Origin of the sequence: Enterococcus avium ATCC 14025, assembly GCF_000406965.1 — a bacterium.
Taxonomy (GTDB): domain Bacteria; phylum Bacillota; class Bacilli; order Lactobacillales; family Enterococcaceae; genus Enterococcus_A; species Enterococcus_A avium.
Genome location: NZ_KE136362.1, coordinates 543676 through 558346 on the forward strand (window position 1 = coordinate 543676; position 14671 = coordinate 558346).

14 protein-coding genes are annotated in these 14671 nt (G+C 41.4%); 9 read left to right on the forward strand and 5 right to left on the reverse strand.

Going from position 1 to position 14671, the window contains the following annotated elements; translation table 11 throughout:
• Positions 1-69 precede the first annotated feature (69 nt).
• Genes OMU_RS09700 through hxlA form a run of 3 tightly spaced genes read left to right on the forward strand, consistent with a single transcriptional unit; the run spans position 70 to position 2221 of the window.
• Complete coding sequence (locus OMU_RS09700) at positions 70-1017, forward strand: class I mannose-6-phosphate isomerase (RefSeq protein WP_016179744.1); 948 nt, start codon at positions 70-72, stop codon at positions 1015-1017.
• Between the two features lies 1 nt (position 1018).
• Positions 1019-1582: a 6-phospho-3-hexuloisomerase gene (gene hxlB, locus OMU_RS09705; protein ID WP_016179745.1), complete on the forward strand. Its 564-nt coding sequence runs from the start codon at positions 1019-1021 to the stop codon at positions 1580-1582.
• A gap of 12 nt (positions 1583-1594) precedes the next feature.
• Positions 1595-2221: a 3-hexulose-6-phosphate synthase gene (gene hxlA, locus OMU_RS09710; protein WP_016179746.1), complete on the forward strand. Its 627-nt coding sequence runs from the start codon at positions 1595-1597 to the stop codon at positions 2219-2221.
• A 446-nt stretch (positions 2222-2667) separates the two neighbouring features.
• Here hxlA and OMU_RS09715 read toward each other — a convergent pair whose 3' ends face one another.
• The 3 genes from OMU_RS09715 to OMU_RS09730 form a co-directional block, all read right to left on the reverse strand.
• Complete coding sequence (locus tag OMU_RS09715) at positions 2668-3216, reverse strand: helix-turn-helix domain-containing protein (protein WP_016179747.1); 549 nt, start codon at positions 3214-3216, stop codon at positions 2668-2670.
• A gap of 542 nt (positions 3217-3758) precedes the next feature.
• Positions 3759-4043, reverse strand: coding sequence for a hypothetical protein (locus OMU_RS09725; protein WP_016179748.1), 285 nt, complete (start codon positions 4041-4043; stop codon positions 3759-3761).
• 254 nt (positions 4044-4297) lie between these two features.
• Positions 4298-6232 carry a BglG family transcription antiterminator gene (locus OMU_RS09730; RefSeq protein WP_016179749.1) on the reverse strand — a complete coding sequence of 645 codons (1935 nt, stop codon included), beginning with the start codon at positions 6230-6232 and terminating at the stop codon, positions 4298-4300.
• 241 nt (positions 6233-6473) lie between these two features.
• Here OMU_RS09730 and OMU_RS09735 point away from each other — a divergent pair, with 241 nt between their 5' ends.
• The 6 genes from OMU_RS09735 to OMU_RS09760 all read left to right on the forward strand — a co-directional run bounded on the left by OMU_RS09735 (position 6474) and on the right by OMU_RS09760 (position 12610).
• Positions 6474-6935: a PTS sugar transporter subunit IIA gene (locus OMU_RS09735; RefSeq protein WP_016179750.1), complete on the forward strand. Its 462-nt coding sequence runs from the start codon at positions 6474-6476 to the stop codon at positions 6933-6935.
• On the forward strand, positions 6932-7255 hold the full coding sequence (locus OMU_RS09740) for a PTS fructose transporter subunit IIB (protein WP_016179751.1): 324 nt from the start codon (positions 6932-6934) through the stop codon (positions 7253-7255). Before OMU_RS09735 ends, OMU_RS09740 begins: the two co-directional genes overlap by 4 nt.
• Positions 7256-7273: 18 nt before the next feature.
• Entirely contained in the window at positions 7274-8374 is a 1101-nt protein-coding gene (locus OMU_RS09745) for a PTS fructose transporter subunit IIC (RefSeq protein WP_016179752.1), read from the forward strand.
• A 98-nt stretch (positions 8375-8472) separates the two neighbouring features.
• Positions 8473-11148 carry a mannosylglycerate hydrolase gene (gene mngB, locus OMU_RS09750; RefSeq protein ID WP_016179753.1) on the forward strand — a complete coding sequence of 892 codons (2676 nt, stop codon included), beginning with the start codon at positions 8473-8475 and terminating at the stop codon, positions 11146-11148.
• 26 nt (positions 11149-11174) lie between these two features.
• The gene (scrK, locus tag OMU_RS09755) at positions 11175-12053 is read left to right on the forward strand and encodes a fructokinase ScrK (RefSeq protein ID WP_016179754.1); all 879 of its coding nucleotides are present in this window, start codon (positions 11175-11177) and stop codon (positions 12051-12053) included.
• A 131-nt stretch (positions 12054-12184) separates the two neighbouring features.
• Positions 12185-12610: a phosphate-starvation-inducible PsiE family protein gene (locus OMU_RS09760; RefSeq protein ID WP_016179755.1), complete on the forward strand. Its 426-nt coding sequence runs from the start codon at positions 12185-12187 to the stop codon at positions 12608-12610.
• A gap of 53 nt (positions 12611-12663) precedes the next feature.
• Here the strand turns inward: OMU_RS09760 and OMU_RS09765 are convergent, their stop codons facing one another.
• Positions 12664-13539: a sulfite exporter TauE/SafE family protein gene (locus OMU_RS09765; RefSeq protein ID WP_016179756.1), complete on the reverse strand. Its 876-nt coding sequence runs from the start codon at positions 13537-13539 to the stop codon at positions 12664-12666.
• 119 nt (positions 13540-13658) lie between these two features.
• On the reverse strand, positions 13659-14525 hold the full coding sequence (locus OMU_RS09770; protein ID WP_016179757.1) for a LysR family transcriptional regulator: 867 nt from the start codon (positions 14523-14525) through the stop codon (positions 13659-13661).
• Between the last annotated feature and the right edge of the window lie 146 nt (positions 14526-14671).

Consider the following 14671-nt stretch of genomic DNA (forward strand, 5'->3'; position numbering starts at 1 on the left):
AGGGGATTGTCAAAGAAATACAGGACTGTATAATTCTAATTGTAAGCGGAAACAAAAGGAGGGGCCATAATGGAAAAACAAATCGTAAAAATCTTGCCTTTTTTTGAAGCACGTATTTGGGGCGGCAAACGGATGCTGGAAACCTTCAATTATCAGACAGATATTTATCCAATTGGTGAGGTCTACAATGTAGTGGCTTTGCCGGGAGCAGCGGATTGTCCAGTTGCTGATACCGATCTGACGCTCTCTCAGCTTTATGAAGAATATCCTGATTGGTTCGATTGTGAGACGGAGGAACTGCCGATTCGCGTGAATTTATTAGATCCTTTAGCAGATTTATCTGTTCAGCTCCATCCAGATGATGCCTATGCCATGAAGCACGATAATTCACGAGGAAAACCAGAGGCTTGGGTGATCCTAGATACGCCCGCGGATGGCAAAATCGAGTTTGGTCACCATGCGAAAACCAAGGAAGAATTTGCGGAGTGGGCACATGCCGGCGATTGGGGAAAGCTGTTGAAATACTTGCCAGCCAAGAAGGACCATTTCATTGATATTCCGGCAGGGACATTGCATGCTATCAATCGCGATGTCTTGACCTACAACATTTCCCGTAACGCCGATTTGACCTATCGACTATATGATTATGGACGAGTCGATCCGAATACAGGAGAAGAAAGAGAATTACACATCGATAAAGTCTTGGAAAATGTCTTAGTTCCTGATACTTCAGAGGGCTTTGTTTGGATTGAACCTTATCAACGAAACGGCTGTGAAATCACTGATTATTGGGATGAACCAGGTTTATACAGTTTGAGTCGGATCAAAACAAAAGAACAGGGAACGTATCGGCTTAAGCGTTTTGCTTTTATCACAGTAGTAGATGGAGCGGGCACGGTAAATGAGGTTCCGATTTCAAAGGGAGAAACAGTCTTAATTCCAGCGGGGATTGAGCACTTGGAGTTTACCGGGGCCTTAGATCTATTCGTGGCGAGCTATAAAAATAAGGAGGCATAAGATGGAAACGAAGGAAGTTGCCTACACAGCGGCAATAGAGCTGGCAGAAACGTTGAAAAAAATTGATCAAAAACAGATAGATCAATTGGCAACCAGTATCAAGCAAGCGAAACGGATTTTTGTATCAGGGGCTGGCCGTTCCTTGTTAATGCTGAAGGGGTTGGCGATGCGTTTGATGCATCTGGGGTATGAAGTCTATGTAGTGGGAGAAGTGACAACGCCAGCATTTTTATCGGAGGATTTATTGATCGTGGCCAGCGCGTCAGGTGAAACTACTTCATTGATCAATACCGTAACGAAGGCAGGAAAGATCGGCGGCAACGTCATTAGCTTGACCGTTTTTCCAGAATCAACTTTAGCCAAATTATCTGCGAGTATTATTCGAATTCCTGCTTATACCGACAAGCTGCCTGAAAGCAAGGAAAATCAAAAGGGAATTTTGCCAGGTGGCAGCATGTTTGAAGAAGCAGTCCTATTACTGTCGGATTCCTTGATTGTTGAGTTGGCAATAGAACAAAAAGTTCCGACTGATCGAGCGTTTGAAAAACATGCAAATTTAGAGTAAGGGGGAAAATAAATGAAATTACAACTAGCAATCGACGAATTAACTCTTACCGAAGCGTTGGAGGTTCTAAAAGACATTCATCCCTATATAGATATTGTCGAAGTAGGAACACCATTTTTAATTGATGCTGGTCGTGAAGCTGTTCGCCAGATCAAAGCGACCTATCCACAGCTTGAGGTTTTATGCGATGCCAAAATCATGGATGCTGGCGCCTATGAAGCGCAGTTGGCTTACGATGCCGGTGCTGATTATGTGACCGTTTTAGGCATCACTGATGATTTAACAATCAAGGGCTGTGTTGAGCAGGCTCAAAAGCAAGTGCGGCAAGTCATGGTGGATTTGATTTGTGTGGAGAATTTTGCTAAACGGGTGCCGATTATCGAAGCATTCGGTGTGGATATTATCGCAGTCCACACAGGAGCGGATCAGCAGCAGGCCGGAAGAACACCTTTGGAGGATTTGAAGGAATTGAAGCAATATACAAAAGATGTTCAAGTAGCAGTTGCTGGCGGAATCAATGCTGAGACTATCGGAGATTATGTAGCGCTAGATCCGGATATTGTGATCGTCGGCAGTGGGATATTGAAGGCGGATGATCCGGTGGCAGCAGCGAAAGAAATGAAAGCAGCGTTGAACTAATTTCCTTTGTGTTGCGTTTTTTCATGTACATTAGACAAATCAAGCAGAATAAGTAGCAGTCATGAAAAAAGGTGATGATCATTGGAAGTCCTAATTAGGGGAAAACACCTTTGCGCGCAATATTAGAGATGCGAGAGGGTTGCCGTTGTTCTATTTGATGCTATGTCATAAGCCAGACCAAACCACGTTTTCTAAAGTCGAGTTTGATCAAAAATTACATTTAAAATAGTAGAAAAAGAGTGGTAGACCATTGATTTTGAAAAGGATCAATGGTCGTATATTTATCCATAGCTTGACCAATACCAATATAGTAAGGAAATAATCTTCTTCAAAACAAGAGTAGTTTCAGAGAAAATTCAAGTCTCTAGTATTATTCAGGGTCTTATGGCTGTAGGTATTGTTACGCGAGGATTGATATTTGGGTAGATGAAAAGACGCCTTATTATTCAGGCGTTTATTTTATCATGTGGAGGATCTTGGATTTGATTTGCTGTTTCCTCAATTTCAATCACCAGTTTTACTCCTGTATCAAAATCTCTAATAAGAATATCCATTACCTTAGCTTCTAATCCATGAGGCTTTGATCTTCCCTGAGACCAGTTTTGAAAAGTACGTTCATTAACATTTAATAAATCAGGGAGATTCAGGTGTTTTTGTTTTGCCTTTTGCTTTACTACTCTTATCTGATAGGCATACTTTCGGTTTTCTTCTTTGGTTTTTTCACGTTTTTTTCTAGCAATATTTAATTTATGCTCTTCTAGTTGTTGAGCTAAGATAGGGGTAAATCTTTTTAATGATTCTGTAACTAGCACTTCATCTTTTTTTTCCAGGGTAATAATTTCTTCTAACTCATCATCAGAAATCCCCATTTTTTTGGCAAGCTGTTCAGATCCCCAATTCATACTATTAGAAATCGTGAGTAACTCCTCTGTTTTATCTTCATAAGGAATCGTATCCCAAAAATTTGGATTAAAAATATTCGGATTTATCGACATTCAACTCATCTCCTTTACTAACATGGACAGCAAGCAACAATTCAAATTTATGCACGCGAATCATTTCGAAAGCTTCCGAATACCTATTTTCGCTTGTGATTCCTTTGTCAAAAAAACATAAAAAATATTTGTTAACAGTTTCAGTAATGAAACGATTTGCCCCTCTGTTAGGTACTGGATTATTACCTATAAGAAAAAGTCCGCGAAAAGCAACACTTCGTTTTCTCAAGAAATTTCTCAATTCTGAAAATTCGGGAATTGATTTGTTGATTAGATCTTCCCGCAAATCAATTCGAAACTCGAATATTGACGTATCATGATTGCTTCGACTCATATGCTTAATGAATCGTATTTTTTTGAGGAAGATAATCTTTCCACGATAGTTGATAGTCAGATCACTCTTTGTCAGTTAGGCTTTTCGCAGTATTCAACGATCGGGATATACTCATTTTTAGATAGAAAATAACCGATGGTGCTGTGTAGCCTAATGATATGCGTGGCGAGCATCAGACTATTTTTCCGGTTTTTGGAAAAATAAATCCCTAATTTCGAGATAGTTTGATAAAAGTGATTTCTCCATGATACTCTCTTTTTTGGATATTCTTATTGTCAAAATCAGAAAAAATAGCATGATCAATTCGATCTAGTTCCTTAAAAACTGATTCATGGATGGCTAGTTTTAACTCTTCTAATTCCTCTTCTGAGTCTAATCCTGTTGGAAAACGACTAAATTCCGTTGAAGCTCCTCTGAAACTTTCCTTTGGTAAATTCCGAAACTCATAAGAATTATATGGCTCTAGTAAAGCAGGTGAAACATTGATCGTCATATCTTTACCTCCATTTATACGCAAATTGCGCTTTTTTTCAATTGTGATAAAGGAAAATTGATTTTTTCGAACCCCATTCGCTCTATCAGTATAAAAATACGAAATCTAATCAACTAAACTGGTGAAACTTAACGTGAAAAAAATGTTTATTCTCTCTACTAAAGAAACGCTCCTCATTATTAAGTCAAGAGCAGGATTAGAGAAATCTTTATGTGAACAAACATAAAAGGAGTTGGGAAAGTTCCCAACTCCTTTTACAATTGCTTAATCTGCTTTAAGAAATTTTGAAAGTCGCTTTGCTGTAGAATCGCTTGCTGGATATCCTCGCGTTCCATTAATTCCAGCAGCAGACTGTAGATTTCCTCTGTATCTTCGTAGTCTTCTTTACTAATGGCAAACAGGAAAACAAATTTAACTAGATCGCCGTCGCCCCAATCCACACCTTCAGGCAGTACCGCGACGGCTACCGCTGAGCGCTTGGCCAATAGGGACATTGGATGGGGAATTGCCAACCATTCATTGATATTTGTTTGATTGATGGCTTCCCGCTTCATAATACTGTCATGGAAATCTTCAGGAATAAAATCTAGCTTGAATAATTGCTGCGTCATTTTTTTGAGCAGCTGCTCTTTGTTCTCTACGTCACCGTAAAAATAAAACTCCTCTCGAAACAACGAATAAATTTCACCGTTCGCTTCATTAAAATTCGCTATGAAGTTCTCGATTTTAACGATTTCTTTATCTAATTTTGCCATATTGATATAGATATGAGGAACACTTAATTGCTCTAGCGGCACGGTCGTAATGATAAAATCAATCGTGGATAGATTGCATTGCTGCAGCTCTACATAGGAAAACCGATCCACTACCTCAAGGGTATCCTGATAATTCTTATTGATCTTGGCTTCGATAATCCGGCTCATAGCGCGTCCTGTTCCGCAGACAAGAATCACTCGATATTTTCGATTATTGCTGACAGAGTTTCGTTCCATTGCTCCTGCGATATGCAAGGCGATGTAGCCCACCTCGTCTTGTGAAAAATACAATCCATGCTTTTCCCCTAATATTTCTAAGTGGGTCAGGCATAAATCATAAGCCTGGGGAAAGGACTTTTTAATCGTCGCCAACAGAGGATTGCTGCGGCGGGCCTCCATCAGGTTCATATTAATAAAGCCTTCAATATGTGAGGTTAGATCCTCCACCAGTGTTGCGTCCTGAACCCAATCGAAGTTCGACGTACGTTTAATCACCTGCAATAACTCTTCAACGAGGGTTTTCGCGGTTTCTGTCGAAGAGGTGCTTGTCAGTTCCGTTTCCACCAGACGTGGTGCATTTAATGCCAAGTAGTACGTAAAATATTCCTTTTCAGCAGCAGTTAATTGAATGTCGAAGGCGCGATCAATTTCGCCCAAAAAACGACTGAGAGCATCTTTAGCTTCCTGCTTCAAGATAGGAACGCGTACAGGAAAATCAGTGATGACATGCCCATCAAGAAAACGACTTAACGCTAAGGCAAAATGAGAAAGAATATTCTTATGATAATAATCCGAATCCAATAATCCCAAAGGCGCGAGGGATTCAAGCTCCAGCTGTTGTAAGAGGTCAAGATCGATATTGTCAAATAGAGCCAACTCCATCTCCGTAAAGCCCACTAGATATTCCTGTAAATCTTTTTCGATCAATAAATCGCTGATTGCCTGCCGCTTTGCAAATTCATTCCCTAGAAGCTCAAACCCAATGTTGGGACGATTGATGATCTTCAATTGATAGGTCAACAAATTGTCGCGAGCTGTTTTTAAATAAGAGTAAAAGGTATTTTTGCTAATGAACAGCCGATCCAAAAAATCATCCAACGATAAAGGGGTTTCATTTTTAAATAAAAGGAACAGTAAATAAGCTTGGCGTTCTTCACTGGTCGTTAAAAAAGATTCCGCAGAGGTCATACTTTCTGTCCACCAGTCGTTGAACTGTTCTTTAGAATGAATCGTCAATAAATAGCCCTGTCCACGAAGGAGAGTGATCGTGGCACCGACATTGCTTAATAGATCATTTAGATTGGCAATGTCCGTTCGCACGGTTCGCTCAGAAATCGAGAAGCTTTTGGCTAATTCCTTCATCGGCAGCGGAGTGGTTTGTTTGGCTAATAATTCTAGTAGGTCATCTAAACGTTGATAAGCAAGCTTTGACACGTATTTCACCTCCGGTTCTTAACCCAATCATACAATATAGAAGAAAAGATTGAAATCGTTCCGTCGTACTGGATTTTTCCAAAAGAGTTGGCAATCTCTTTGGAAAACGCTTTACTAATGATTGCCAAATTAGTTGGAAATTGGAAGTGTTTACACAAAGGCCCAGAACTCGTAAATTAAACGTGTAAAGCGAAACGTTACATGAATCAAAAACTAAACAATTAAGAAAGGGGCTTCCGATATGGACTTTAACGAATCAACAATCCTTTTGGATGTAGCGGTCGCTTCGAAGAAAGAACTATTTGAAGTCATTGCGAATTATGCCTATGAATTGGGATTTGTCGCAAATGCGGCTGAGACCTGCGAAGCTTTTATCGAACGTGAAGCAGAATATTCGACTGGCTTGCAGGATGGCTTTGCGATCCCACATGCGAAAGCGAAAACCGTTTTGAAGCCGACTGTTTTATTCATTCGCTTGAAACAGGAGATCGAATGGGAGACTTTTGATGATTCCGCGGTGAAAAATATTTTTGCCCTAATGGTTCCCAAAGAAGACGGAGGAACGGTTCATCTGGAAATGCTGAGTCGGTTGGCGACGGCGTTATTGGAAGAGTCGTTTATCCAGCAGGTTCAACGATCAGAAGATAAAACACAATTAGTTGAATTGATCAAAAAAGAAATGATTGGAGAGAGGATCAAATGAAAATAGTAGGAATTTCCGCGTGTCCAGCAGGTTTGGCACACACACCAATGGCCGCTAAAGCCTTAGAAAAGGCCGGCGCGAAGATGGGCTACGATGTCAAAATCGAACAACAGGGCTCATTAGGACAAGTCAATAAGATTAGTACAGAAGAAGCAAAAGAGGCTGATTTTTTACTGTTGGCAACCGATCAAAAGGTGGAGGGACTGGAACGATTTGAAGGAAAACCGCAGCTGCGCGTGAATATCAATACTTGTATCAAGGCACCAGAGGCTGTTTTGAAGAAATGTATCGCTGCTGTTCAGCAAAGACAAGCAAATTAAAGAAAAGGAGCAAGAATGATGAAGAAAGTTCTAGCAGATTTAAAGGGCCACTTAATGAGTGGGATCAGTTTTGTACTGCCGTTGATTATTGGTGCTTCCCTAGTCGTTGCGATCCCGAAAATGATCGCCCTTGGCATGGGGATAACGAGTTTAGATCCATATGCAGAAGCAGAAGGCTTCAAACATGCACTTTATTTGATTGAACAAGTTGGTTGGACTGGGATTGGCTTGATCAACACTGTATTAGCTGGATTTATTGCTTATTCCATCGGCGATAAGGCTGCATTAGGTGCAGGGTTTATCGGCGGTGCCGTTGCTTCAAGTACAAATGCCGGTTTTCTTGGTGCGGTAATCGCTGGTTTCTTAGCTGGTTACTTAGTGAAATGGTCGAAGGAAAAAATCAAATTACCAGAATCATTCTCAGGCGTGATGCCGTTAGTCATCTTACCGTTGATCGCGACCATGTCTGTGGCGATCGTTATGGGGGCACTTTTATCGGAGCCGTTAGCATGGATTAATACTAGTCTCGTTGATTGGATTCGTAATATGATCGAAAACGATGTGAACAAGATCTTGCTGGCTATGATCATGGGTGCAATGATCGGGTCTGACTTAGGCGGACCAGTGAATAAAGCAGCATGGATGGCCGGAAATGTCTTATTAGCAGAAGGTGTTTACTTGCCAGCGATTATCGTTAACGTAGCGATCTGTGCGGTTCCATTTGGTTATGCCTTGGCTACTTTATTCCACAAAAAACGTTTTAACAACGAACTATTAGATGCCGGTCGCAACAATTTTATCATGGGTTTCATCGGAATTACAGAAGGCGCTATTCCTTTTACGTTGGTTAATCCATTACGTTTGGTTCCCATCAATATGCTCGGCGGAGCGATTGCTTCTGGTTTAGGAATTGCGCTTGGTATGTACGCAAAAATGCCGCCTGTAGGAGGGATTTACGGCTTCTTCACAGTTGGGAATGGCTGGGCGTATCTGATTGGTCTATTCGTCGGAGCAGCTTTCATCGGCTTTGTCGCACCATTATTCGTTAACTTCAATAAACAGGAAGAACAAACGGATGAAGTTGAATTAGAAGATATTGATATTAGCTTTGAAAATTAGCAAAAAAAGTTAGTTCGCTAAACTAGACAAAAAATTAATAGGCACTGACGATGCAGATCGTTGAGTGCCTATTTTAATCAAACGAGAGGAATTTTTACATGAAAAAAACAGTACACGTTGTACCTCACAGTCATTGGGATCGCGAATGGTATTTCACCACCAGCCGATCAAAAATTTACTTGATGCATGATTTAAAAAAAGTTTTAGAGCAGCTAGAGAAGGACAATCCTTACGATAGTTTTATTTTAGACGGACAGGCTTCGTTATTGGATGATTACTTGAAATGGCGTCCGCAGGATCAAGCGCGAATTAGAACGCTGGTTCAGCAGGGCAAGCTGATCATTGGTCCTTGGTATACGCAAACCGATCAGCTGGTGATTTCAGGCGAAAGCATTGTCCGCAATATGCTGTACGGCATGAAGATTTGTGAAGAGTTCGGGGACTACATGAATGTTGGTTACGTACCGGATTCCTTCGGACAAGCAGCCAGCATGCCACAGATTTATCGCGAGTTTGGGATCAGCGATACGATGTTTTGGCGCGGGGTGAGTGACGATGATGTGACGCATACCGAATACACTTGGCGCGGGGAAGACGGCTCCGTTGTGAACGTGTATCAGATCCCCAGCGGCTATTACATTGGCGGGGCGATTCCTGAGCGGGAAGCAGATTTAGCCGAGTTCCTGCATCAAGAGCCTTTTAAAACGACGTGGGGTCGCAGCGCAACGGATCAGGTTTATTTTCCGAATGGCTTTGACCAAGCACCGGTGAGAGAAAACCTGCCGGAGTTAGTCGAACAAATGAATGAGCTTTACCAAGGGGAATATGAGCTGCAATTTTCAACGATTGAAAAATACATCGCGGCAGTCAAAGAACGCCATCCGGAATTAGAAGAAGTTGCCGGTGAGCTGATCAACGGAAAGTTGATGCGTATCCACAAAACGATTTTCTCTTCACGGCCAGACTTGAAGGCACTGAATACGCAAATTCAGCATTATCTGGTAAATGTGATGGAGCCAGTGTTGACGATGGCGATGCAATTAGGTTTTGAATACCCCGTAGAAACAGTTAAGGAAATTTGGAAGCTGATGTTTGAGAATGCGGCACACGATTCGATCGGTTCCTGTGTGTCGGATACGACAAATGAGGATGTCTATATGCGCTACAAACAAGCGCGAGATATTTCCATGAACCTAGTAGAATTAACATTACGTCAAATCTCAACCGCCATCAATAATCCGCAGACACAAGAAATCACGTTTACGCTGTTTAATACCTACGACACTGCGCGTGAAGGCGTGATCGAAGCAGAAGTTTATCTACCGCAAAAGACATTTGCGATCCTCGATCAAGCAGGAAATTTCTTGCCTTATACGATCCTAGAACTGATCGATCAGACGGAATATGTTCTGAACCAAGGGAATATCTTGAATTCCGTCAAAGAAATCTATTTGCCGGAAAAAGTCTATAAAGCCAAAGTCGCGATCGAAACGACCACGGTACCAAGCATTGGCTATACCCAGTTGACGATTGATCTAAAAGGCGATAGCAGTGCACCCTTACAAGCCGCTTCGAATACGATGATCGAAAATGAGTATTATCAAATCACGATCAACCCGAATGGCTCACTCGATATTTTGGACAAGGCCAATGATATTCTCTACAAGAATCAAGGAATCATTGAGGAAAATGGCGATGATGGCGACTCCTTCAATTATTCGCCGCCAGTTAAGGATTGGACGATTTCATCGACTGATGTTGACCCTAAAATCACGATCCAACAATCCGATATTTATCAATCGGTACGTTTAGAATTCTTGTTGAAGGTTCCTCAAAACTTGAGTGAACGGTCTGAGAAACAGGCGACAGCGGAATTACCGATCGTTCTTGAATTAGTCTTGAAGAAAAATTCGCCGATCATTGATTTCAATTTGACGGTGGACAATCAAGCCGTGGATAGTCATCGGGTCTGTGTTTTGTTTGATACTGGGATCACCTCGAAATTCTCGATCGCTGATCAGCAATTCGGCACGTTGCAGCGTCCAGTTGTTTTTGAAAAAGAAATGGCTCTATGGGAAGCCAACAAAGAGCAATGGAATGAACAGCCGATCGCCATCGAAACCTGCCAGTCTTTTGTCGGTTTATTCGATGAGACGCATGGCGTTGCAGTGATGCCAAAAGGAGTGCGGGAATATGAAATCGTTGGTGAGGACTATGACACAATTCGCTTAACGATTTTCCGGACCTATGGCTTCATGGGGAAAGAAAATCTGATGTATCGTCCTGGAAGGGCATCAGGCGAAACGGTGATCGCCACCCCAGACGCGCAATGTCATAAGACGATGAGCTTTGATTTTTCGGTTGCTTACTTTGCGCAAGGCTTTGATCAAGCCAACGTAGCTCAACTTGCCAAACAAGCTGTGACTCCGATAGAACTGTATCAATACGCGGAATTCTTAAACTCGCGTCTGATCTTTACGCTAGGTGATGTCGAACCTACGCTACCCGCTGAATTCAGCCTTTTTGAGATTACAGGAAATCTGACGCTGAGTGTTTTGAAAAAAGCCGAAGATCGCCCGGGCTATATTATTCGGTTGTATAATGGTTTGCTTATTGAAGAGGGATACGCAACGATCACCTTCAAGCATGAAATCAAAATTGCGGAAAAAGTTGATTTGAAAGAAAAAACAAAGGAACCGCTGCCAATAATTAATGATACAATAGAACTCGAGAACATCGGGCACGCGAAATTCGTGACCTTGTATGTTGAATAAATCTAAATGATTGTGAGTGAAGCTTAGTGGAAAAATTATTTGGCGGGATCGAGGCCGGCGGAACAAAATTTGTTTGTGCAGTGGGAAATAATGATCTGGAAATCGTGGAGCGGGTCAGTTATCCGACGACTACTCCAGAAGAGACGATGGCATTAGTGATCAGCTTCTTCAAGCAGTATGAAGAGCAATTAGTCAGTATTGGTGTGGGGTCATTTGGGCCGATCGATATTCATCGCGATTCAAAAACCTATGGTTACATTACGTCAACACCAAAATTGGCTTGGCAGAATTTTGATTTTGTCGGCACCATGAAAAAGGAATTCGATTTACCGATCGCTTGGACGACTGATGTGAACGCAGCTTGTTATGGCGAATATGTAAAGGGTCGCGGCGATGGCGTGAACAGTGTCGTGTATTATACCATTGGTACTGGCATCGGCGGCGGCGCGTTGCAAAAAGGCAATTTTATTGAAGGCTTCAGTCATCCAGAAATGGGTCATGTGTTAGTAAGCCGCAATCCTGAAGATGATTTTGAAGGAAGCTGTCCTTTCCACGGACATTGTTTAGAAGGAATGGCGGCAGGTCCAGCGATTGAAAAACGTTTAGGACGCAAAGGTCAGGACTTAAGCGAAGACGATCCATATTGGGACATTGAAGCGGATTACATCGCACAATGTGCCTACAATACGACCTTGATGTTTTCACCAGATGTGATCATCTTTGGCGGCGGTGTGATGCAGCAGGAGCATTTAGTTAAAAAGGTTCGCGTGCGTTTCAAAGAATTAGTGAATGATTATGTAAAAACACCTGAATTAGAAGATTATATTGTGACACCAAAGCTTGGTAATAATGCCGGAACAATTGGCTGTTTAGCTTTAGCCAGAGAAGCGAAATTACATTCATAATAAAATAAGCTCCGTCAACTCGCTCTTAGTAAGCTACTGAGCGAGTTGGCGGAGTTTTTTAAGTGCGTATTCCTTCTGATTCGTTTTGAGAGTTGCTATAATTTAGATAGAAATCGAACGGAGGACGTACGATGAAGGAGAATTATTTCTTAAAATTCGAAAAAGCGATCAGTACGGTCGTGGATATATTATTAGCTGTATTGATAATTGTTGTTGTCATTGTCATGGGGGAAGGCATCATCAATATGATCATGCACGTGATTCCATTGAATAATGTATCGGAATTGACCCTCTTGATTGATGAAATCGCGACGCTGTTCATTTTATTGGAAGTCATATTGATGCTGCTGCGTTACATCAAGGAAGGGCATCATATTCCTGTTCGTTACTTGATTCTAATCAGTATTACCGCCATCCTGCGGGAGCTATTACTGGCTCACGGAAACGGAACGAATTCTTTGTTATTATCTATCTCGATTTTGGTTTTGGTGGGTGTCTTATTCATTTTGGAAAAGGTCAAGGCCTTTCATAAGGGTGAAAGCCGCATAGAAAAATAAAATGGCTTCGTACCAATATTGGTACAAAACCATTTTTTGATAAACAGAGCGATTTAAGCCGCTGCCGTTTTCCGTGATTTTAGAATGTATTGAATACCTGTATAGAAAATAATAACAATAACTAAATAAGTGACCATTGAAATGTCTAAGTTCATCAAAAATTGTGACGCGATGATAACGCCGGGAATCCCGCCGATCGTGATCGCCAAGGCAATTTTTCTAGAATAAGCTTTTTCACGAATGAAGTTGATACTAGCGACTGGTTGAAGTCCCGCGCATGAACACATCATGATAGGAAAAGCAGCTAATGGTGTCATTCCTAGCATGTAGACCATCGCCATACATGGCGCATATAGCCCAACACCAACCGTCATCAAGGCACCGAATAAGAAGTTGCCGATGATACCGATGACTAATTTCCCCCCGCTTAATCCCATCGCGGTATTTCCTTTACCCAATAAGGCAATGACTTCCGTTTGACGTAGCAACATCAAAATCGCTGTAATCAATAATGCCCAACCAATCCATTTTTGAACCGCTGTTTCGGATAGCTTAGTAACATATCTTGATCCGAACCAAGAGCCGACGATCGCCGCTAAGATTAAAGCGACTAAAGTCAACGCATCAACTTTGATAACTGTGACGAAAATCACAGCTTCAGTCAAGACAGGGATCGCGTGCCCAACATTTAAAATTCCAGGTAATTTTCGATCATCAGTATTTTGTTTCGTAACATTTAACATCATGGTGGTGAGTGCAAAACTCCCAATTCCAATCGTATCTGCAAAATCTGCAATGAAGCCAATAATTCCGCTAATTAGCCAATTTCCTGGACCTAAATCATCGCGATGGGTCACAACATCGCGCACAAGCATGATTGCTTGAAAGATCATCAGTCCAATTAAAATATAAAAAATAATCTGTGCCATAAATCCTCCCGTAGGTCTTTTTCTTATAATTATAACAATAAACGAAATAGAAAAACCATAAAATTCGAAAAAATTGTGATTCATTGAACGATCGCAAGAAAAAATAAGTCCGATTTAGCCTAAAAATCTAAGTATAGCTTCAAGAATTCTCGACTGGCTAACGAGAGCAAGGACTTGTTACGATAAAGGACTCCGACTTTACGAAAGACCGGATGAACGAATGGTCTAGTCTCGACTTGAAAAGCGATTCGTTGCAGAATCAATTTGGGTAAAATACTAATCCCTAAATTTTTCTCTACCATTGCCAAAATCGAATAATCATCCCATGTGCGAAATTTTATTTGTGGTGAAACCTGTGCTTTTGCTAATAATTCAGTGACGTCAGAGGTTCCTTCACGTTCTAGTAGAATAAAAGGTTGCGCTTTTAGATCGGTCACATGGACTTTTTCTTTAGCTAAAAAAGGATGCCCCTGCGGCAAAACGACCAGCTGCTCATCGTCATGGAGAAATCTTTGCTCCAAATTATGGGACGCAGGTAATCGTGAAAAGCCGAAATCAACGCGCCCCTCTAAGATCCACTGTTCGATCTCTTCGTAATCTCCCAATAATAATTCAAAATCAATCTTAGGATAGTCCTTTTGAAACGTTTCGATCGCTTCAGGCAGCCAATGAGTAGCCACACTCGAAAATGTCCCGATACGGATCAGACCTGTGTCTAAATGCCCCAGCTCTGCCAACTGATTTTGCAAGGTTTGATATTTTTCCGCCAGCTCCTTTGCATAAGGCAACACATTCATCCCATCAGACGTTAACCGAAGGCCCGCGCGGTTGCGCTCCAACAAAGTGATCCCCCATTCTTGCTCGAGATCATGAATCATTCGACTGATTCCCGATTGAGAGTAGTTTAAAATTTTAGCCGCTTTAGTGAAGCTGCCCAGTTCAACAGTTTTAACAAAAGCGATGTATTTCTGAATGTTCATATCCATGATTGAATTCTCCTATTCATTTGAACTGATATGTGAATAAGCATTTATTGCATCTGTTTTCATCATATTAAAGATGCTAAAAATTCGTTTTTGTAATCCTTATTTCTATGATAAATTACTGCTAGTAACTATTCAATAGAAGAAGA